Annotated in this window: 22 protein-coding genes and 1 pseudogene; 13 read left to right on the forward strand and 10 right to left on the reverse strand. The window is 42.8% G+C overall.

What is annotated here, in order from left to right; genetic code table 11:
• Window positions 1–93 precede the first annotated feature (93 nt).
• The 5 genes from ACFWE9_RS16210 (at window position 94) to ACFWE9_RS16230 (ending at window position 3286) form a co-directional block, all read left to right on the forward strand.
• Entirely contained in the window at window positions 94–1311 is a 1218-nt protein-coding gene (locus tag ACFWE9_RS16210) for an NAD(P)/FAD-dependent oxidoreductase (protein ID WP_377357706.1), read from the forward strand.
• Between the two features lie 97 nt (window positions 1312–1408).
• A complete protein-coding gene (locus tag ACFWE9_RS16215) occupies window positions 1409–1615 on the forward strand; it encodes a hypothetical protein (protein WP_377357708.1) in 207 nt (68 codons plus the stop codon).
• A complete protein-coding gene (locus ACFWE9_RS16220) occupies window positions 1542–2039 on the forward strand; it encodes an NUDIX domain-containing protein (protein WP_377357710.1) in 498 nt (165 codons plus the stop codon). The genes ACFWE9_RS16215 and ACFWE9_RS16220 overlap by 74 nt, the downstream gene beginning before the upstream one ends.
• Before the next feature lie 107 nt (window positions 2040–2146).
• A complete protein-coding gene (locus ACFWE9_RS16225; RefSeq protein ID WP_230159403.1) occupies window positions 2147–2464 on the forward strand; it encodes a YuiB family protein in 318 nt (105 codons plus the stop codon).
• Window positions 2465–2593: 129 nt separating this feature from the next.
• Window positions 2594–3286, forward strand: coding sequence for a 3D domain-containing protein (locus tag ACFWE9_RS16230; protein ID WP_230159404.1), 693 nt, complete (start codon window positions 2594–2596; stop codon window positions 3284–3286).
• A 102-nt stretch (window positions 3287–3388) separates the two neighbouring features.
• Here the strand turns inward: ACFWE9_RS16230 and ACFWE9_RS16235 are convergent, their stop codons facing one another.
• Both ACFWE9_RS16235 and ACFWE9_RS16240 read right to left on the reverse strand, forming a co-directional pair.
• Window positions 3389–4186, reverse strand: a complete 798-nt coding sequence (locus ACFWE9_RS16235) for a cobalamin-binding protein (RefSeq protein WP_356714615.1) — start codon at window positions 4184–4186, stop codon at window positions 3389–3391.
• Complete coding sequence (locus ACFWE9_RS16240; protein ID WP_230159406.1) at window positions 4187–4669, reverse strand: divergent PAP2 family protein; 483 nt, start codon at window positions 4667–4669, stop codon at window positions 4187–4189.
• Between the two features lie 283 nt (window positions 4670–4952).
• Between ACFWE9_RS16240 and ACFWE9_RS16245 the strand changes: the two genes are divergently transcribed.
• A complete protein-coding gene (locus ACFWE9_RS16245) occupies window positions 4953–6458 on the forward strand; it encodes a leucyl aminopeptidase (protein WP_230159407.1) in 1506 nt (501 codons plus the stop codon).
• A 61-nt stretch (window positions 6459–6519) separates the two neighbouring features.
• Here ACFWE9_RS16245 and ACFWE9_RS16250 read toward each other — a convergent pair whose 3' ends face one another.
• Window positions 6520–6915: a YuzC family spore coat inner layer protein gene (locus ACFWE9_RS16250; protein WP_230159408.1), complete on the reverse strand. Its 396-nt coding sequence runs from the start codon at window positions 6913–6915 to the stop codon at window positions 6520–6522.
• Window positions 6916–7169: 254 nt separating this feature from the next.
• Between ACFWE9_RS16250 and ACFWE9_RS16255 the strand changes: the two genes are divergently transcribed.
• From ACFWE9_RS16255 to ACFWE9_RS16280, 6 genes and pseudogenes are all read left to right on the forward strand, one after another.
• Window positions 7170–7919, forward strand: a complete 750-nt coding sequence (locus ACFWE9_RS16255) for a GTP cyclohydrolase II (RefSeq protein WP_230159409.1) — start codon at window positions 7170–7172, stop codon at window positions 7917–7919.
• A gap of 14 nt (window positions 7920–7933) precedes the next feature.
• On the forward strand, window positions 7934–9034 hold the full coding sequence (gene ribD / locus ACFWE9_RS16260) for a bifunctional diaminohydroxyphosphoribosylaminopyrimidine deaminase/5-amino-6-(5-phosphoribosylamino)uracil reductase RibD (protein WP_377357714.1): 1101 nt from the start codon (window positions 7934–7936) through the stop codon (window positions 9032–9034).
• A gap of 17 nt (window positions 9035–9051) precedes the next feature.
• Window positions 9052–10149, forward strand: a complete 1098-nt coding sequence (locus ACFWE9_RS16265; RefSeq protein WP_377357716.1) for an FAD-dependent monooxygenase — start codon at window positions 9052–9054, stop codon at window positions 10147–10149.
• Window positions 10150–10164: 15 nt separating this feature from the next.
• Window positions 10165–10728 (forward strand): 5' nucleotidase, NT5C type, encoded by a 564-nt coding sequence (locus ACFWE9_RS16270; RefSeq protein WP_377357718.1) that lies wholly within the window; start codon window positions 10165–10167, stop codon window positions 10726–10728.
• A gap of 129 nt (window positions 10729–10857) precedes the next feature.
• Window positions 10858–11250, forward strand: coding sequence for a hotdog fold thioesterase (locus ACFWE9_RS16275; protein WP_230159413.1), 393 nt, complete (start codon window positions 10858–10860; stop codon window positions 11248–11250).
• A 4-nt stretch (window positions 11251–11254) separates the two neighbouring features.
• Window positions 11255–11425 (forward strand): annotated as a pseudogene (locus ACFWE9_RS16280) (MOSC domain-containing protein); the annotation flags it as partial.
• A 53-nt stretch (window positions 11426–11478) separates the two neighbouring features.
• Here the strand turns inward: ACFWE9_RS16280 and mnhG are convergent.
• From mnhG to ACFWE9_RS16315, 7 genes are read right to left on the reverse strand one after another with little or no spacing between them, the layout of a single operon-like run.
• Window positions 11479–11817: a monovalent cation/H(+) antiporter subunit G gene (gene mnhG, locus ACFWE9_RS16285; RefSeq protein WP_230159414.1), complete on the reverse strand. Its 339-nt coding sequence runs from the start codon at window positions 11815–11817 to the stop codon at window positions 11479–11481.
• Complete coding sequence (locus tag ACFWE9_RS16290) at window positions 11801–12085, reverse strand: Na(+)/H(+) antiporter subunit F1 (RefSeq protein WP_137016372.1); 285 nt, start codon at window positions 12083–12085, stop codon at window positions 11801–11803. Before ACFWE9_RS16290 ends, mnhG begins: the two co-directional genes overlap by 17 nt.
• Entirely contained in the window at window positions 12085–12561 is a 477-nt protein-coding gene (locus ACFWE9_RS16295) for a Na+/H+ antiporter subunit E (protein ID WP_230159415.1), read from the reverse strand. Before ACFWE9_RS16295 ends, ACFWE9_RS16290 begins: the two co-directional genes overlap by 1 nt.
• Before the next feature lie 6 nt (window positions 12562–12567).
• On the reverse strand, window positions 12568–14049 hold the full coding sequence (locus ACFWE9_RS16300) for a Na+/H+ antiporter subunit D (RefSeq protein WP_377357721.1): 1482 nt from the start codon (window positions 14047–14049) through the stop codon (window positions 12568–12570).
• Complete coding sequence (locus ACFWE9_RS16305; protein ID WP_230159417.1) at window positions 14042–14383, reverse strand: Na(+)/H(+) antiporter subunit C; 342 nt, start codon at window positions 14381–14383, stop codon at window positions 14042–14044. Before ACFWE9_RS16305 ends, ACFWE9_RS16300 begins: the two co-directional genes overlap by 8 nt.
• Window positions 14383–14805, reverse strand: coding sequence for a Na(+)/H(+) antiporter subunit B (locus tag ACFWE9_RS16310; RefSeq protein WP_230159418.1), 423 nt, complete (start codon window positions 14803–14805; stop codon window positions 14383–14385). Before ACFWE9_RS16310 ends, ACFWE9_RS16305 begins: the two co-directional genes overlap by 1 nt.
• The gene (locus tag ACFWE9_RS16315) at window positions 14802–17207 is read right to left on the reverse strand and encodes a Na+/H+ antiporter subunit A (RefSeq protein WP_230159419.1); all 2406 of its coding nucleotides are present in this window, start codon (window positions 17205–17207) and stop codon (window positions 14802–14804) included. The genes ACFWE9_RS16310 and ACFWE9_RS16315 overlap by 4 nt, the downstream gene beginning before the upstream one ends.
• 333 nt (window positions 17208–17540) lie before the next feature.
• Here ACFWE9_RS16315 and ACFWE9_RS16320 point away from each other — a divergent pair, with 333 nt between their 5' ends.
• The gene (locus ACFWE9_RS16320) at window positions 17541–18098 is read left to right on the forward strand and encodes a DUF5366 family protein (RefSeq protein ID WP_230159420.1); all 558 of its coding nucleotides are present in this window, start codon (window positions 17541–17543) and stop codon (window positions 18096–18098) included.
• Window positions 18099–18124 lie beyond the last annotated feature (26 nt).

An 18124-nucleotide genomic window follows, 5' to 3' on the forward strand; every position in this document is an offset into this window, starting at 1 on the left:
GTATAAGAGTGCTTTTTATAATGGAAATTAATAAAATAAATATTAGTTATGGAAAGCATCACAAGAAAATATCGTAAAGGTGGACGAATTCTTTTGAAAAAGCCAACTATCGTTGTTTTAGGAGCAGGCTATGGTGGTTTGATGACCGTTACTCGCTTGCAGAAGGCATTAGGTCAAAATGAGGCTGAAATCGTGTTAGTTAATAAAAATGATTACCACTATGAAACAACATGGCTGCATGAAGCTTCTGCTGGCACGCTTCATCATGATCGTGTGCGCTATCCAATTAAAAGTGTCATTAACGGCAACAAAGTTAAGTTCATCCAAGATTCTGTTTTGGAAGTCAAGACAGAAGACAAAAAAGTCATCCTTGAAAACGACGAAATTTCTTATGATTACCTAGTGATTGGACTTGGGCCTGAATCAGAAACTTTTGGGATCCAAGGACTAAAAGAATATGCTTTTTCCATCTCTAACGTGAACACAGCACGTAAAATACGTGACCATATACAATTGCAATTTGCTACTTACAGCTCCGAGGCAGAGAAAAATGAAGACCGCTTGACAATCGTTGTTGGTGGAGCTGGTTTTACTGGTATTGAATTCCTTGGTGAATTGGCAAACCGTGTCCCTAAACTTTGTAAAGAATACGACATCGACTTCCAAAAGGTTCGGATGTACTGTGTTGAGGCAGCACCAGCGGTCCTTCCTGGTTTCGATCCGGAATTGGTGGATTATGCCGTTTCTTACCTTGAGAAAAAAGGTGTGGAATTTAAAATAGGTACACCGATCAAGGGAGCAACCCCTGAAGGCATCATCGTGGGAAAAGGCGAAGATGAAGTGGAAGAAATCAAAGCCGGAACCGTTGTATGGGCCGCTGGAGTGCGTGGTAACTCCGTGATTGAAGCTTCAGGATTTGATGCTATGCGCGGGCGGATTAAAGTGAACCTTGATATGCGTGCACCAGGGCATGATGATATTTTCATCGTAGGTGATTGTGCGTTGATCATCAACGAAGAAATTAATCGGCCATATCCACCGACTGCACAAATAGCCATGCAGCAAGGTGAAGTCATTGCCAAAAACCTAACTAAGTTGGCTCGTAACGAAAGTGACCTTGATACGTTCACATTCGAAAACAAAGGAACGGTATGCTCACTTGGCGATGACAATGCGATTGGGGTTGTATTCGGCAAGAAAGTGACAGGTAAGACTGCATCATTCTTGAAGAAGATGGTCGACAACAGAGCATTGTTACTGATTGGCGGAGCTTCTCTCGTTGCTAAAAAGGGTAAATTCAACGTCCTTTAAGTTTTTTCGATATATAATAGGAAAAAGCCATTTGGGGATTGTCCCTGAATGGCTTTTTCATTGGCATGTATCGAAGAATGTACCAGGAGTCCGGAGTATGTACCGTTCGCAGGTGGAATATAATGGGATAAGGGGGATGGAGCACTATAAAGTAAATCATCCTGAACTTGAACGTTTTAGTCATCATAGGTTTTGTGATTTGGAGTTTACACTACATAAAAAGAATCATAATGAGGAAGTGGAGTTTGGTGGAACGATGCAAAAATGTTTGGCTGGCAGTGTCTGGCCTTGTGATATCGGATAAAGGTGAGTGGCTGGTCGTTAACAAAAGGTATGGCGGATTGAAAGGGCAGTGGTCGCTCCCGGCTGGCTTTGTCAAAAATGACGAAACCGTTGATGATGCTGTCGTAAGGGAAGTGTTGGAGGAGACGGGTATTCATACGAAAGTCGAAGGTATGGTGGGAGTGCGAAGCGGAGTCATCAAAGGGGATATAAGTGATAATATGTTAATATTTTTACTAAAACCGCTCAGTTTTGAAGTCACCGCTCAATTGGATGAATTATATGAAGCTAAATTTTTTGACCCTGATTTACTGGTCCAAGAAGGCAAGCACTCTGTATTATTGGAGCAGCTTTTAGCTTTTAAAAAGGAAAGAATGCAAACAATGCTCGACGGTGTGAACCCGGGAGATCAATTTGGGTATACATCGTATAAATTATTCATGTGATTTGGTTAATTATCTATTCTTCGGAATTATTTGGTATTAAGTCGTTGACGTGGCAATTATTTTTTCAGTAAACTAAAGGTGTGCTTTTAAGGAGGGTCTAGATTAACATGCCATTGCCTGTTTTAATTATCTCAATACTCTTATTTTTCATATTGTTTTTCGGAATTGGCTTTTTGTTGAATATGCTCTTTCGTTCTTCGTGGATCATGGTCTTCTTATTTCCAATCGTCTTCATTGTCATTGTCAATGAAACAAAGCTAATAGAATATTTCAGAAATCCAGGAATATCTTTTTCACACCTTGGGACGAACCTTACATCATTGCATTCGGCAGATATCATTATTTTATCAAGCGGGCTGCTTGGCGCGATTTTAGCTGGTGTGGTTATTAGGGTTTTAAGAAATAAAGGATATCAAATGTTTTAAAAAAGGGAAGGGCCGTCAATGAAAGACGGTTCTTTTTTGTGTGAAAAAAGATTGTTTTTATGCTTTATGAATACTTTCACTCAGGAAAGGGAACAAATATCCTTGTGAGAGGAGTGGAAACAAATACATATGAAGATTTTGAAGGCATTATTATTAAGGGTCGCTATTATCATATTATTCATCTTGGCCATCGATTCAACCTTATATCATGTTTTTGGGGCTACGTACGAGGACCATCCTTTTGAAGAGGCCATGCGCCAAAATCGAATGCTCGGTCTCGAATACAAAGCCATACATAGGGGCGACCAAGTGGCAACACTGGTTGCATCGGCATCCATGAGCAATGGTCCAAAGACAATAGACGAAGCACTCGAGCTCTTGAAATACCCTAAACATGAAGTATTGGCTACAGGCTATACAGCAGGCTATGAATCAACCGGAAAGTACCCGGAAAGTCCATCTTATGGAATTACTTATTCAGGAGTGAAGGTGAAACGGGATCTGTTTTCCACCATTGCTGCCGATCTTGCTGTATTTCCCCTAGGAACAATCCTTTGGATTCCTGGCTATGGATATGGGGTAGTAGCGGATAAGGGGGGAGCGATAAAAGGAAACCACCTGGATCTATACTACGAAACGGTACAAGATGTGTATAAGAACTGGGGGAAGAAAACCCTTGAAGTGTATGTTGTGCAAAAAGGAAACGGCGAGTTATCTGAAGAACAGCTAAACAAGTTGAATGAAACCAAGATCAGGCAGGTATTCAAGCCAAAAATTGCCGAAAAGGCGTTGAACAATAATGTACCTTCCTTTGCTTTTTAATGAAGTGCTGGGCAAACCATTGAAAACAGATTGGAGAAAGCAAAAGAGGCTGCCCTTAGTTGAGGCAGCCTTTTTGATGTAGTTTAATTTCCAATACACTCTTTACTCAATGCCGTTGTATGCTTCGGGGTGCAGGGTTTTTGCCAATTTTGCCAATCCATCCAGTAAACGTGGGGATGGACGGCAGAATAAGGGTTCTTCCATAATATGAATGTTATTATCCCTCACAGCCTTTAAATCGTTCCACCCCTTCCGTTTCTTGACCAGCTCCGGGTTTACTTTTCGTAAAGGAACACCGACCCATGCTAAGCAAATATGGTCGGGATCCTTTTTCAGGACCTCTTCCGAAGTGACTTGAATGCTTGCCATGTCTACTTCTTCGAAAACATTATACCCTCCTGCAAGAAGGCTGATTTCCGATAACCAGTTAACCCCCCCAGGGCTAAATAAGGGATTTGGCCACCATTCCCAATATAGGGACGGCTTTATTTCGATTTTTTCGGCGACATTTTTATATTGAAGGATGATATCACGGAATTTGGCAGCCTGTTCCTCTGCTTTCTCCTTAAGATCCATGGCCTCGCCCAATGTTAGCAAATCCTTCGCGATATCTTCTAGTGATTGCGGATTGAATGTGATATGTGGGAGGTTCCTTTCTTTTAATCCTTCAATGTTTTTTTCCATACCAGGTACACTAAGTGAAGCAAGGACCAAATCAGGTTTTAATGATTCTACATGATCGATATCAATCGATAAATCCGGCCCCACTTTAGGGAGATGCTGGATGGTATCAGGCCAATCCGAGAAGTCATCGATAGCGATCAGCTGATCTTCAATGCCTAGATATGTGCAGAGTTCAGTATTGCTGGGGCAAATAGAGATTATTTTCAAATGAACCACCTACCCTTGAAAGATGAAAAAGTGAAGTGCAAGTGCAATGAATACTCCGGTCAAGGCTCCGAAAAATACCTCGATTGGCTTATGGCCCAACAGTTCCTTTAATTGTTGTTGTTTCTGTTTATCTGCTTTCTTCTGCCAGTTTTTTGCTTGCTCGACAAATGTATTGAAGTCCGTAACTAGTCGGTTCAAGACGGCTGCCTGTTCTCCTGCCTGCCGTCTTACTCCTGTTGCATCGAACATCGTGATGATGGCGAAGATCGCGGCAACGGCGAAAACAGGAGAGTCCATTCCAGTTTCAATCCCTACGGCTACCGTGAGTGCTGACACGGCAGCCGAGTGGGAGCTGGGCATACCGCCCGTCGAGTTAAGAAGTGACCAGTTTACTTTGCGGAAAGCTATGAAGTGGATGGGTACTTTAATGAATTGAGCAAAGAAAATGGCAATCAATGCTGCGATTAAAGGGAAGTTGAGAAATAATTCCAAGAGTATCAGCCTTCTTTCTAGAAATAAGTAACGATGAAATCTATATTTGGGTAAATAAGAAATCCTGCTTAGTACAAGGGGCTATGAGGCCCTTATTAATTAGTTCCATCCAATCCGGTCGATTCCCTGCTGGATATAAGGATAAATATGATCTTTCTTATACTATTACTCTAAAGTGACCCATTTTAAACAATATCCTTGGTTAATATTAATGAAATGCCTAATTCGAAAATTTTGGAAGATTTCGTTATAATGAAAGTAATCGAATGGAGGAGGTAGCAGAATGTTCACAGTAAAAGATTCCATGAATTTAGATATGATCGCCGAATGCCTGATTCTAGGTGTATTCGACAGACCGATAAAATTCACAGGCTTAGGGAAAGAAGCCGATGAGAAATTAGGCGGTCAGCTAACCGAGTTAGTGAAAGCTGGAGAAATCTCTTCCAAGAAAAAATCAGTAGTCAAAGTACATACATTAGGTAAATTAGGAGTAAAGAGATTGATATTTGTAGGGTTAGGCAAGGAAAAAGAACTTTCCTTTGAAACGCTGCGTGAAGCTTTGGGGAAAGCGCGTAAAACGATTGCAGAATCCAAGCTTACGACGCTTTCGATTGCTTTGGATACATTCACGACTGAAAATCTGGATGCATTGGACGCTGCGCATGCTTGTTCTGAGGCATTTGAACTTGCTTCCTATAAATTTGCCGGATACAAGCAGAAATCGAACCAGGTCGAAAAGACCATCGAATCGATTACGGTTTACAGTGAATCGGATAAAGAAGAGATCGGGGCCGCACTTCATGTAGGGCGAATATTCGGAAGAGCGACGAACTCAGCGAGAACATTGGTTAACACACCAGGGAATTTGTTGACTTCCACGGATCTTGCCGATTATTCATCTGCTTTGGGAGAGCGTTTTGGATTTGAAGTGGAGATCCTAGAAAAGGCAGATATGCTCAAGTTGGGAATGGGCGCCCTCCTTGCTGTCAATCAAGGTTCCGTCGAGCCACCGAAAATGATCGTCCTGAAGTATCAAGGTAAAGAGGAATGGGAAGATGTTATTGGTTTGGTTGGTAAGGGCATTACATTCGATACGGGCGGGTACTCATTGAAAACAAAGGCTGGAATCGTCGGAATGAAGACGGACATGGGTGGTGCGGCAGCTGTTTTGGGTGCAATGGAAATTATCGGCGAATTGGGGCCGGATCAAAATGTCGTGGCTGTCATTCCATCCACAGATAATATGATTAGCGGCGAGTCTTTCAAGCCGGATGATGTAATCACTGCCATGAGCGGAAAAACGATTGAGGTATTGAATACGGATGCCGAAGGACGGCTGGTTCTGGCAGATGCGATGACGTACGCTAAACATCACGGTGCAAAATACCTGGTTGACGTTGCGACTTTAACGGGTGGTGTTATAACGGCGCTGGGTATGGATATGACGGGTGCAATGACGAATGACGTGGAATTCTATGAACAAGTCCTCAAAGCCTCAGAGGAGGCCGGGGAACCCATGTGGAGGCTGCCTATTACAGAAAAGGACAAAGAGCGTGTACGCAATAGTAAAATAGCGGATTTGAATAATTCACCTGGCGGGGCAGGGCATGCCATCATGGGTGGCGCTTTCATCGGTGAATTTGCTGAAGACACTCCATGGGTCCACCTGGATATTGCCGGGACATCCACGACTTCGAGCAACTCCGAATTGTGCACGGCAGGGGCGACCGGCGTCATGGCACGAACGCTTGCATTATTGGTTGAAACCTTTGAATCTAAATCAAAATGAACCCAAAAGATCCGAAGCCGAAAATGGGCTTCGGATTTTTTTACCAAAAGGTGTTGAATCGTTAGGTATCCCTCCATTTCAAGCTGACGATGATATGACAATTTACATCCCCTGTTTTAGGGTGGAAATCAAACCGGATCCCATCAGGGTTATACATGATATCAGGTTCGTTATTAATGCCTATTTTTCGTATCATTTCTGCCACGACACTCTTTTCTGATGATTGGGCAGCAGTCATCAACCGGTTCGAGAACGGTTTGGATGTGGCTATGGTGTCCATTACTTTTTTTACATCCAGAAATAAAGATTGCGAGGTTTTTGCCGATTTAACTAACAAATCTGGATTGGGTGCCGAGTAGGAACGCATCAATCCTGCAGTTTCGTGATTCATATTCGCTGCACCGCCGGGAGATTGAAATAGGCCATGATCATATAAAAAATAAGGGAAATCCTCCAAAAGGTTTCCTTCCTTTCGTTTAGTCTGTCTATAGACACGATTTCTTTATACGATAAAATATGTATAACGATCGGCAGATATGATAGCCGTTAGTGAATAACCCTTCTTCTGAAAAAATCTTCTTGGAAATTAATAAGAAAGACACACTATTATTTGTAAACTGCTTCATTGACAGGTATAGTGTATAGTAATATACTTACTTACCTAAAGTAAGGAGTAGGCACACTATAAATTATAAAATAGGTGATGTTATCATGAAAATAAACCAACAAACAAAAGACCTTTTAATAGATAAAATGAATATCCTCAAAACCCCGGGAAAAGCTGATATATGCCTAGTGGGGCCAGTAAACTTGCCTGTTGAACAAGGAGATTTCTCTGCGGTTTTCCAATGGTACACATGGCTTGAGCTCGATGGCGTGGATAATGATAAGGAAGCTGTGCTTGATTCCCTTTCTGAAGCCAACCTTGCTTTTGGCCAGCAATCTTCTGTATTGGTGTATGGAGATTTTGAAAAGTCGGAGGATGCACTTGTCCGGATGCATAGCATCTGTCATACGGGTGATATCTTTGGCAGTAAACGCTGTGATTGCGGCTACCAGCTCCACCAATCGATGAAAATGATAGCCGAGCATGGTTGCGGAGCCATTTTTTACCTTGCGGACCATGAAGGAAGAGGGATCGGCCTATTCTCCAAGTCTCTTGCCTATTTGCTTCAGCAGGAAGGCTATGACACAGTCGAGGCGAATCAAGCTTTAGGTTTTGAAGACGATACACGATCTTACGAGGGGGCCATTCGAGTGTTGAGGGGACTGCGTGAGGATCCGGTGACTTTAATTACGAATAACCCTAAAAAGTTGGATGCCCTCATGAAGCATGGACTTGCGGCAAAGGACCATATCCCGCTTTGGGGCGGTTTAACGGAAGATAATAGTTTCTATCTGGATACAAAGGTTAAGAAGTCTGGACATATTCCAAAAGAGAAGCCAACTTTGATTGTATAAGGAGAGCTAACCGTATGAATGATGATCAATATTACATGAAGTTGGCACTGGATTTAGCTGCCAGTGCTAAAGGAAAAACCAATCCAAATCCAGTGGTCGGGGCCGTCATAGTTAAAGACGGTGTGATAGCAGGGACAGGGATCCATCGTAAAGCAGGTGAACCGCATGCAGAGGTCCATGCGTTCAAAATGGCGGGTGAGTATGCAGAAGGTGCAACGCTTTACGTGACACTTGAGCCGTGTTCCCATTATGGAAAGACACCCCCATGTGCAAATTTAGTGAAGGAATCAGGTGTCCGTCGGGTTGTGGTGGCAACGCAAGATCCTAATCCGGAAGTTGCCGGGAGAGGGATATCGATCCTGAAGGATGCAGGCATAGAAGTGGAAGTTGGCGTTATGGAAAAGGAAGCGCAAAGACTGAATGAGCGTTTTATTCACAATATGACGACGAATCGTCCTTTTGTCATATCGAAGTTTGCGATGACATTGGATGGGAAACTTGCAACTCATACAGGCCATTCTAAATGGATAACAGGAGAAGAATCCCGTCATTCCGTTCATTTACTGCGTGATGAGGTGGATGCCATTCTTGTCGGAATTGGAACTGTCTTGGCAGATGATCCATCACTGACGACCAGACTCCCGGAAGGTGGAGGGAAAAATCCGATCCGAATCATTTTAGACAGTGAACTGCGTGTTCCATTGGACGCCAATGTTGTCCAAGTATCAGATGCGAAAACGATGATCGTAACGAAGGATGATGCACCTGCGGATAAAATGGAGGCTTTACGTGAAAAAGGGATCGAATTCATTTTCGTCCCCAAAAATGAGACGGGCCTTAATCTAAGGACTTTGATGGAAGAGCTGTATAAAAAGGGGATTACGGATGTCTTGCTAGAAGGTGGAAGCGAAGTGAATGCCTCTTTCCTTAGGGAGGGGCTCATCGATAAATACTTGATTTATATAGCTCCTAAACTATTGGGCGGGAGAAACTCACTAACACCGTATACTGGAATGAATGTGGATACGATGGATGAAGCAATGGATGTTTCCTTCTCTGGAGTGGAAACGTTTGGTGAGGACATACGCATCACAGCTTATCCTAAATTAAAATAGACAACAGGTGAAGAGGCATGTTGGTTAAATCAGATGTATGCATAGTCGGATCGGGACCTGGAGGAGCGCTGTTAGCTTACCTACTGGCCAAGCAGGACATTTCAGTCGTATTGCTTGAGAGGCATTCTGAAGTTTCAAGGGAGTTCAGGGGTGAGTTCTTGAACGATGAAGGAGAGAGCCTTCTTAAAAAGCACGGTTTGTTCGAGAGCGTGAAAAAGTTTGGCATGCTTAAGATGGAACAAATTGAATATTGGCATGACGGCCAAATATTTAAAAGGATTTTCCCTGAATGGCCTGTAGATCATGTTGGGATACATGTCCCTCAAAATCATCTGCTTACAGCTATATTGAATGAAGCCGAAAAGCTGGATTCTTTTCAATTGATGATGAATACGAGGGTCACGGGCTTGATTCAGAATGAAGCAGGCCGTTTTACGGGTGTCAAGGCTCGAAATGGCGGGAATGATCTGGAAGTGCAAAGTTCATTGATAATCGGGGCGGACGGCAGATTTTCCATCGTTCGAAAAAAAGCGGGGATACCAGTCGAGATTAAAAATCATGGCTATGATTTACTGTGGGCAAAAATTCCCGCTCCAAAGGGGTGGAAGCCTTCAATCAAGATGGCATTGGTCAATGACTCACAGGTTACACTTTTCACTCAGGCTGGAGGTTTCATCCAAATTGGATGGAATATAGAACATGGTTCATTTCCCCAATTGCGAAAACAGCACTTTGATCCATTCATAGAAAATTTACTTTTGGCCTTTCCTGAATTAAAAAAGGTTGTGTGTGAAAATATCAGGTCTTGGAATGACTTCATTTTATTGGATGTTTACAGCAGTTATTGTGAAACGTGGACAAAGGATGGCGTTGCTTTATTAGGTGATGCAGCCCATACGATGACACCTACAGGTGCGTTCGGACTCAATTGTGCCATGAAGGATGCCGATATATTAGCCGAGCTTATCCAAGGATGCATCCTGCAGGAGGATACTGACTTCTTTGGACTTAAAATGGCTGAGCCGGAAAGAAAAGCCGAAATTGAAAGATTACAGGCCATTCAGGTGGACAAGGAAATTTCCTTCGCATCACAGTTTGCCGCCGCTTATGTTTGAATAGGAGTGAAGGATATGAAATTCGGTTTTGATATTGACGATACCCTTATTAATTTGAGGGAATTCGCGTTCCATCTTTATAATGAAAAGCTTAATAAGAACATAGACTTAGCGGAATTCAGAGCCTTAAAGACGTTAGAAATCCATGAAGCTTTCGGGCTTGATAAAGAGGCTGGGGGCAAGATGTGGAACAGCCTTGCCGATGAAGTGTATTATTCATCCTGTCCAGCTTTCGAGGGCGCAGTGGAAACGCTGCAGGAGCTTGAACACGATGGCCATGAAATCTATTACATCACCGCTAGAAAAGCGGAGCATGGTGACCGTACGAAAAAATGGCTGATTGAAAACGGCTTTCCAGTTAAGGATGACCATTTTTACTGCGGCATGAAGGATCATGAAAAAATTGAAACGATTCGCAAATTGAAATTGGATTATTATTTTGATGATAAACCGGCAGTCCTGGAAACCTTATTGGATATTCCCACGAAAGTGTATGCAATGGATAACTCCTATAACAGGGAATTGGATATTCCAAGGCTGACAAGCTGGTTTGAATTAAAAGAAATACTCTCCAAATAATCGAATTCACATTAATTGACGGATGACTTGATAGACTTGGGTCATCCTTTTTATGTATACTATTATGAATAGTGATTCATTTCTTCAATGTAAATGGTAGGGGAAAATATGAAAGTTGGGGGTATTGGGATGGAGAGAAATATTGAAAAGTCATTGATAGGCACGCTTGGGATTGAAATGAAAGAAGTAGGAGAAGGGAAAGTCATTGCGACGATGCCGGTGGATGAACGGACAAGGCAGCCGTATGGTTTATTGCATGGGGGAGCTTCCGTTGCCCTTGCGGAATCCGTTGCAAGTTATGGGGGGATGCTGCTTGTGGATAGCGCTAAACAAGCTGTAGTCGGTCTTGAAATCAATGCCAATCATGTAAGGGGCGTACGTTCTGGTTATGTTACCGCTGAAGGTAACGTAATCCATCGCGGGAAGACAACGATGGTATGGGACGTGAAAATCCGTGATGAAGAGGATCATCTTATCTGCATTTCACGCTGTACATTAGCCGTTATTGACTTGCCAAAGTGAATGAAGGTATTGTGAGCGTTGTATGATCATAACTGTCGATCCAAGCGATTCCCATAGAGATCCATCACTCCTGAAAACTGTCGTCAAGGAAAGGCACAATCATTTTGGCGTATATGCCTCGGTCATACAAACAGGTGAAATCAGAGTGGGTGACCAGGTGTTTTTAAAGGATTGAGACAGAAAAGAGCTGCTCCTGTAATCAGGGCAGCTCTTTTGCGATGGCAGGGATCACTGGTTTTTCTTTAAATCATCCTGGACACTCCGATCCCACATTTTAACGCCTGAATGATAAGCCGAGCGATTGATTAAATGTCCGGCAACAGGACTGGTCATGAAGATAAAGATGATTGCGAGCACGACCCGGAAATCGAAATGGCTATGTTTATAATAAAAATATAACAAGGTGCCGATCAGGATGAACATGATTCCAAGTGTCGAGCTTTTTGAAACAGCGTGATTTCTTGTATAGACATCAGGCAAGCGGATGATGCCGAAAGCCGAGACTAAAAAGAGAAAGACCCCCATTAAAAGGAATAGGGCCGATAGGAATTCAACGATTGCGGTCATCTTCGATAATCTCCCCTTTCTCGAGGAATTTGGCGAAAGCGACCGTTCCGATGAAAGATAGGATTCCGAGCAGAAGAATGGCTTCCAGATAGGCGCTTGTATCCATGACAATGGAGGCAAGTGCAACGATTGCGATAAGATTGATTCCCATCGCATCGAGTGCGATGACTCGATCCGGTACGGAAGGCCCTTTGATTAAACGGTATAAGAATCCTATCATGGAAAGGGAAACTCCGAGCAACGCGATTTTTAATATAAGATCGAACATTATTTGCTCACCTCCATAATCGCCTTTTCAAAGGTATTTTTAATGCTGTCCACGGCTTCATCTTTGTCGGCGATGTCCATCGCATGTATATAAAGAATCCGATTGTCTTCAGAAACTTCAACGACAAGTGTTCCAGGTGTCAGTGTAATTAAATTCGACAGTATCGTAATTTCCCAATCCTTTGTAAGAACGGTTTCGAATGCGAATATGCCAGGCCTCATATCCAGCTTAGGCTTTAGCACGACTTTAAGGACGCTAACGTTAGAGAATATGAGTTCCCTTGCGAATATGAGCAGTAATAGAACCACGGCGTTCACCCTGTTCAAATAAAAACGATCATTAAAAAAATGACGGAAGACGAACATGATGCCCAAACCCAAAACATATCCGATGATAAAAGTGCTCCCGTTAAACTCATTTTTTAAAAACATCCAGATGACCGCAAGGAACACATTCAGTAAAATTTGGAATGACATCAGGCACTACTCCTTTAAAACCGCTTTGATATAAATATCGGGATTCATTAATGTATCTACAGCTTGTGTAATAAATGGGTAAATCGATTCTGTTCCTACTCCGAATAAAACGGAAATGATGACAAGGAGAACGGCAGGAACCAGCATTTTATTTACCGTTTTATTAGGTAAGACATAATCAATCTTTGAAGTTCCCCAAAAGCCGTTCATGAATATTTTCATGACGGAATATAGGACCATCAAGCTTGAAAGTAAGACAACGACCATTCCAAAGTAGGCCCCTGATTCTGCAGCTCCCTGTAGAATCAGGAGCTTGCCGGCAAAACCGCTGAATGGTGGGATTCCCGCCAATGATATCGCAGCTATGAAGAAGGTCCATGCCAGGACAGGGTATTGTTTGATCAAGCCGCCCATATCCCGCAAATCATCCGTCCCGCTGATTTTAATCATGATGCCAACCAGCAGAAATAGTGCACCCTTGATTAGCATGTCATGAATGATATATAAAATGGAGCCTGATAAGGCCTGTTCATTCATGACGGAGATGCCGAATATGATAACACCGACCGCGATGATTATATTGTAAATGATGATTTTCTTTACATCCCAATAGGCAATCGCACCAATGACACCGATGATGATGGTCAAGATCGCAAGAACTGCCAGAAAAGTATGGGTGAAATCTTGGTCATGATAAAACAAGAGTGTATAGGTCCTGAAAATGGAGTATATCCCGACCTTTGTCAGCAATGCACCGAATAGCGCCATCACCGGGATAGGTGGAGCATAATAGGACCCAGGCAGCCATTGGAAAAGAGGGAAAATGGCTCCCTTCAAACCGAATACGATCAAGAAACCAATGGCGATCACCGAGATGATTCCAGGCTGGTTGACTTCAGCTATCCTCTGGCTGATGTGCGCCATGTTCAATGTGCCCAGAACTGAATAAAGGTAGGCGACCATGATGACGAAAAAGGAAGAGGAAAGAACATTGACGATAATATACTTCAATGATTCCCTCAGTTGGATTTTCGTCCCTCCAAGTACAAGCAACACATAAGAAGCCATCAGCATGACTTCAAAGAAAACGAATAGATTGAATAGATCTCCCGTAAGGAAGGCACCATTTACACCAATCAACAAAAATTGAAATACAGGATAATAATAATGTCTTTCACGTTCTTCACCTATGGAGTAAAACGAGTAAATCAATATGGCGAATCCAATGATATTCGTGGTCAGTACAAGCAGCGAAGAAAGCATATCTGCGACGATCACGATCCCGAATGGCGCATCCCAGCTGCCGACACCTAAAGTCAAGATCCCTTGATTATGGACCGTTAACACTAGATAAAGGGAAATTGCTATTCCGATTAGAGATGAAAAAAGGGAAATCCCTCTTTGTAGCTTGATTTTTTTTGCAAAGAATATGAGAAAGATGCCTGTGAAAAGCGGCCATAAAACAGGCATGAAGGTTAGATTACTCATTTGCTTTCGTACCTCTCATTTCTTCCATGTCATCCGTACCGAGCTCCTGGTAGGTCCGATATGCAAGCACCAGCAGAAATGATGTGACTCCGAAACTGATGACGATTGCCGTCAAGATAAGCGCTTGCGGAAGCGGATCGACATAGGATGCAGCTTTATTACTTAGCAATGGAACGGAACCGCCTTTCAAACCGCCCATCGTCAAAATCAACAGGTGGGCGCCGTGACTGAGCAACCCCGTACCGATAATGATTCTTAAAATGCTTTTTGATAGCATTAAATAGGTTGCACACATAAATAGTATTCCAATGACAATGGCCATTAAAAGTTCCATTATTCACTCTCCCCTATCGTTTGAATAATGGTCATCGTTACACCAACAACCACAAGATAAACACCCAAATCAAAAAGTACCGCAGTATGAAGCGAGATATGCCCAAGAAGAGGCAAATCGATATAATGGTATACATGGGTCATAAGCGGCACCCCGAACAATAACCCACCTGCAACGGTCAGGGTTGATATGAACAAGCCTGAACCGATCATTAACTTATAGTCAATCGGCAAGATGCCGGTGACGGTTTTAATGTCGAAAGCGAGCAACAGCAGGACTATGGCGGCTGAAGTCATTAAGCCACCGACAAACCCGCCGCCCGGCGAATAATGCCCCCCTAAAAAGATGGCAACCGCAAACAGCAAGATCACAAAGGCGGCGACCTTCGTAACCGTTTGGAGAATCAGGTCATTTTGCTTCATGGTTTGTCTTTCCCCCCTGTCGCCCGCAATTTGATCATCGCGAATATTCCAAGAGCAGCGATGGAAAGGACACTGATTTCAAACATGGTATCAAGTCCGCGGAAGTCAACGAGAATGACATTTACGACGTTTTTCCCGCCTGCTTCCTTATAAGCATTTTCAAGATAGTAATTTGATATGGAATCAAATAGTTTATTGCTATGTGCCGAAAGGGCAATCAATGTCACGATGACTCCCACACCAATGGATATCAGGGCGTTATTCAGCCTGAAGGTCATTCGCTCTTCCCTTCTGCTTGCCATTAACGGAAGGTGGAAGAAACAGAGCAAAAACAGCGATACCGAAATCGTTTCGATGACTAGTTGAGTCAATGCTAAATCCGGTGCCCGAAGCAAAACGAAAAATAAGGAAATCGTATAACCGACGGCTCCTAAGATGATAATGGAAGTTAAACGGGATTTTGCAAACAGAATGGCAATCGAGCCAATCACGATGATCGCCGCCAATACGATCTCATAAAAACCAATCGGGGCAAAATTTCCTGTATCGAATTTAAAGGCATCCTTCCAATAGAGCGTAAAGCCCAAAGAAAGAATGAAGAATAGGAAGATTGAAAGCAGATACGTCCGAATCGAACCTGTCATTAATACTTTCATGACGGAGGAAGCTGAGTGTTCGAGCCCTCTTACTCCGTTATCATACAAAGCATTCAGGGATATACGTTCAGGAATCCACTGAGTGATCTTCTGCCACTTCTGAAGCGTTTTGTATAAAAGGATTCCAAATGCTATGATGCCGACGGTCATCCATACTTCAGGTTGGAATCCATGCCAGAAGGCGATATGGACTTGGAAATCCGGACCCACTAAGCTTGGCTGTATGCCAGCTACCGCAGGTTTAATGATTCGTGAAGATAGCAAGTTTGGAAAAATACCGAAAACGATGACCAACGAAGCAAGGATGATTGGGGAGATCAGCATCCCGATCGGTGCCTCGTGGGGCTTCTTTTCCAATAGTTGCAACTGAAGTTTGCCTGTAAAGGGTTTGAGCACGACAATCATGCTATAAATAAAAGTGAATACACTGGCAACCCATGCTAGAACAGGGAACAGTACGCCCCATGTTTCCATATTGAAGATATCCAGTTCCAATACATTCACCATGCTGGCCAAGAACATTTCCTTACTTAAAAAACCATTGAAGGGTGGAAGGCCTGCCATTGAAAAGGCACCGATTAAGGCGACGGTGAAAGTAATTGGCATTAATTGCATCAATCCGCCAAGCCTGCGGATATCCCGGGTACCGGTTTCATGATCAATGATGCCTGCAACCATGAAAAGGCTGCCTTTGAAGGTAGCGTGATTAATTAAGTGGAATACAGCTGCAACCGTGGCAGCCAAGTATATATTTTCGCCCAATGATTCATGGTGGAGAGCTGCCGCACCAAGACCCAATAGCGACATGATCAACCCTAGCTGACTGATGGTGGAAAAAGCGAGAATCCCCTTTAAATCGGTCTGCTTGATCGCAGAGAACGAGCCCCAGAACAGTGTAATCAATCCAGCAATCGAAACGAGCCAGAACCATAAACCGGATTCTGCAAAAACAGGGCTTAATCTGGCAACCAAATAAATTCCGGCCTTGACCATCGTTGCCGAATGAAGGTAAGCACTGACCGGTGTCGGAGCTTCCATCGCATCTGGCAGCCAAATGTGAAACGGGAACTGTGCTGATTTAGTGAACGCACCAAGCAGCACGAGCAAAAGTGCAGGGGTGAAGAGCGGGTGGTCCATAAGTTCCCCGCTTTGTAATATCAATTCACGTATGCTGAATGTGTTCCCCATAATGGAAAGGAGAATGATGCCTCCAAGCAGGCTTAGGCCGCCGAGCACTGTGATCAGCAGGGATTTCTGCGCCCCATAACGTGAACGCTCCCTTTCATTCCAATATCCTATCAATAAGAAAGATGATAAACTCGTGAATTCCCAAAACGAATATAGGACAATTAGATTATCGGATAGGACGACGCCAAGCATCGCTCCCATGAAAAGTAAAAGAAAGACGTAAAATTGGTTCAGCCTTTCTTTCTCTTTCGATAAATAGAAAACCGAATATAGAACGACGAGTGAACCGATTCCTGTAATGAGCAAGGCGAATAAAAGCCCAAGTCCATCTACATAGAAATCAACATGAATTCCGAGAGAGGGAATCCATGCAGCTCTTTCCGTAATGACTTCCCCTTGTTTGGTCAAGGGAATGAACCTTGAAAAATAGGTGAATAGTACAATCGGTAAAATCATTACAAACCATCCTGTGTGTATTTGTCGGAATAATTTGTATAATATTGGTATAATAAATGCTAAGAGAAACGGTGATAAAACCGCCCAATGAAGCAAAGACATAAAGTCCCCCCTTTTTAAACGAAGTCATTCGTCTTATTATGCTTTTTTTCACGCAATCCTAGACGTTAGGAAATCGCCGTTGAATATGGATTTTTTTTAATCAATCCTTGTCTCGCTTAAAAGTATAACGCAATTTTTGCGGGTTTGCATGGCTTTAAGAACAGTGAAGCTCCACTGAAATGAAGTTTTATATATAGGTAGAAAAGGAGAGGGAATCGACCTAAAAAAAATTTTTAAAAAAAGTTTTTTTAGGGAGAACTAGTTTACTATCCATTGTGAAATGAAGGGTTATCTTGCATAATATAGGATAAAAGATGCATGGATGGAGAAAACATGAAAAACACATATTTACTTAGCTACTTTCCGATCATTTCAATCCTATTATTCAGTCTTTCCTTTGCCATTTATGGGGAAATGCAAATGCTCAAGTTATTTGGGAATTTGGGAATCTATCAAGGCATGCTGGAGTTTTTTTCTGAAACAGGCATAAAGCTGGCACTGCTTATCGTATTGCTCTTATTATTCTTTATGGTTTTTGCCGCATTGAAGTTGATCTCCGATACTGTATTGGAGCTATCTTTATTATTCTTTTCCAAGGATTCAGAAGGCAAGGCTTTGAACAGTGTAAGAAGGGGATCGGTCATATATGTCATTGGCGGCGCTTGTTCATTGTTCAGTGTTCAATTCATCATCGGGCTTGGATCTATCTTTATCGCAACGAATGTCGTCGCTTTAATTTATTTTGTCAATAAGTTAAGCCCGAGCCTGAATTTGTCTAGGTTAGTAGGATTGATTTTCTTTCCAATCTTCGTTTGGACTGCCCTGATTTCAATAGTCGCTTATGCAGGATTGAAGCTGTATAACAGTGTTATTGCAAGTCTGCCCATATAGCCATAAAAAAGAAGGTGCCCTCATTG

This window comes from Peribacillus sp. NPDC060253, from assembly GCF_042727425.1.
In the GTDB taxonomy this organism is placed as follows: Bacteria; Bacillota; Bacilli; order Bacillales; family DSM-1321; genus Peribacillus.

What these genes read in the sequence shown, in the direction of transcription:
- ACFWE9_RS16215 (WP_377357708.1), top strand. Translation starts at nt 1,409, where the DNA reads ATGTACCGTTCGCAGGTGGAATATAATGGGATAAGGGGGATGGAGCAC.
- ACFWE9_RS16220 (WP_377357710.1), top strand. Translation starts at nt 1,542, where the DNA reads ATGAGGAAGTGGAGTTTGGTGGAACGATGCAAAAATGTTTGGCTGGCA.
- ACFWE9_RS16225 (WP_230159403.1), top strand. Translation starts at nt 2,147, where the DNA reads ATGCCATTGCCTGTTTTAATTATCTCAATACTCTTATTTTTCATATTG.
- ACFWE9_RS16230 (WP_230159404.1), top strand. Translation starts at nt 2,594, where the DNA reads ATGAAGATTTTGAAGGCATTATTATTAAGGGTCGCTATTATCATATTA.
- ACFWE9_RS16245 (WP_230159407.1), top strand. Translation starts at nt 4,953, where the DNA reads ATGTTCACAGTAAAAGATTCCATGAATTTAGATATGATCGCCGAATGC.
- ACFWE9_RS16255 (WP_230159409.1), top strand. Translation starts at nt 7,170, where the DNA reads ATGAAAATAAACCAACAAACAAAAGACCTTTTAATAGATAAAATGAAT.
- ribD (WP_377357714.1), top strand. Translation starts at nt 7,934, where the DNA reads ATGAATGATGATCAATATTACATGAAGTTGGCACTGGATTTAGCTGCC.
- ACFWE9_RS16265 (WP_377357716.1), top strand. Translation starts at nt 9,052, where the DNA reads ATGTTGGTTAAATCAGATGTATGCATAGTCGGATCGGGACCTGGAGGA.
- ACFWE9_RS16270 (WP_377357718.1), top strand. Translation starts at nt 10,165, where the DNA reads ATGAAATTCGGTTTTGATATTGACGATACCCTTATTAATTTGAGGGAA.
- ACFWE9_RS16275 (WP_230159413.1), top strand. Translation starts at nt 10,858, where the DNA reads ATGGAGAGAAATATTGAAAAGTCATTGATAGGCACGCTTGGGATTGAA.
- mnhG (WP_230159414.1), bottom strand. Translation starts at nt 11,817, where the DNA reads ATGACCGCAATCGTTGAATTCCTATCGGCCCTATTCCTTTTAATGGGG.
- ACFWE9_RS16290 (WP_137016372.1), bottom strand. Translation starts at nt 12,085, where the DNA reads ATGTTCGATCTTATATTAAAAATCGCGTTGCTCGGAGTTTCCCTTTCC.
- ACFWE9_RS16295 (WP_230159415.1), bottom strand. Translation starts at nt 12,561, where the DNA reads ATGTCATTCCAAATTTTACTGAATGTGTTCCTTGCGGTCATCTGGATG.
- ACFWE9_RS16300 (WP_377357721.1), bottom strand. Translation starts at nt 14,049, where the DNA reads ATGAGTAATCTAACCTTCATGCCTGTTTTATGGCCGCTTTTCACAGGC.
- ACFWE9_RS16305 (WP_230159417.1), bottom strand. Translation starts at nt 14,383, where the DNA reads ATGGAACTTTTAATGGCCATTGTCATTGGAATACTATTTATGTGTGCA.
- ACFWE9_RS16310 (WP_230159418.1), bottom strand. Translation starts at nt 14,805, where the DNA reads ATGAAGCAAAATGACCTGATTCTCCAAACGGTTACGAAGGTCGCCGCC.
- ACFWE9_RS16315 (WP_230159419.1), bottom strand. Translation starts at nt 17,207, where the DNA reads ATGTCTTTGCTTCATTGGGCGGTTTTATCACCGTTTCTCTTAGCATTT.
- ACFWE9_RS16320 (WP_230159420.1), top strand. Translation starts at nt 17,541, where the DNA reads ATGAAAAACACATATTTACTTAGCTACTTTCCGATCATTTCAATCCTA.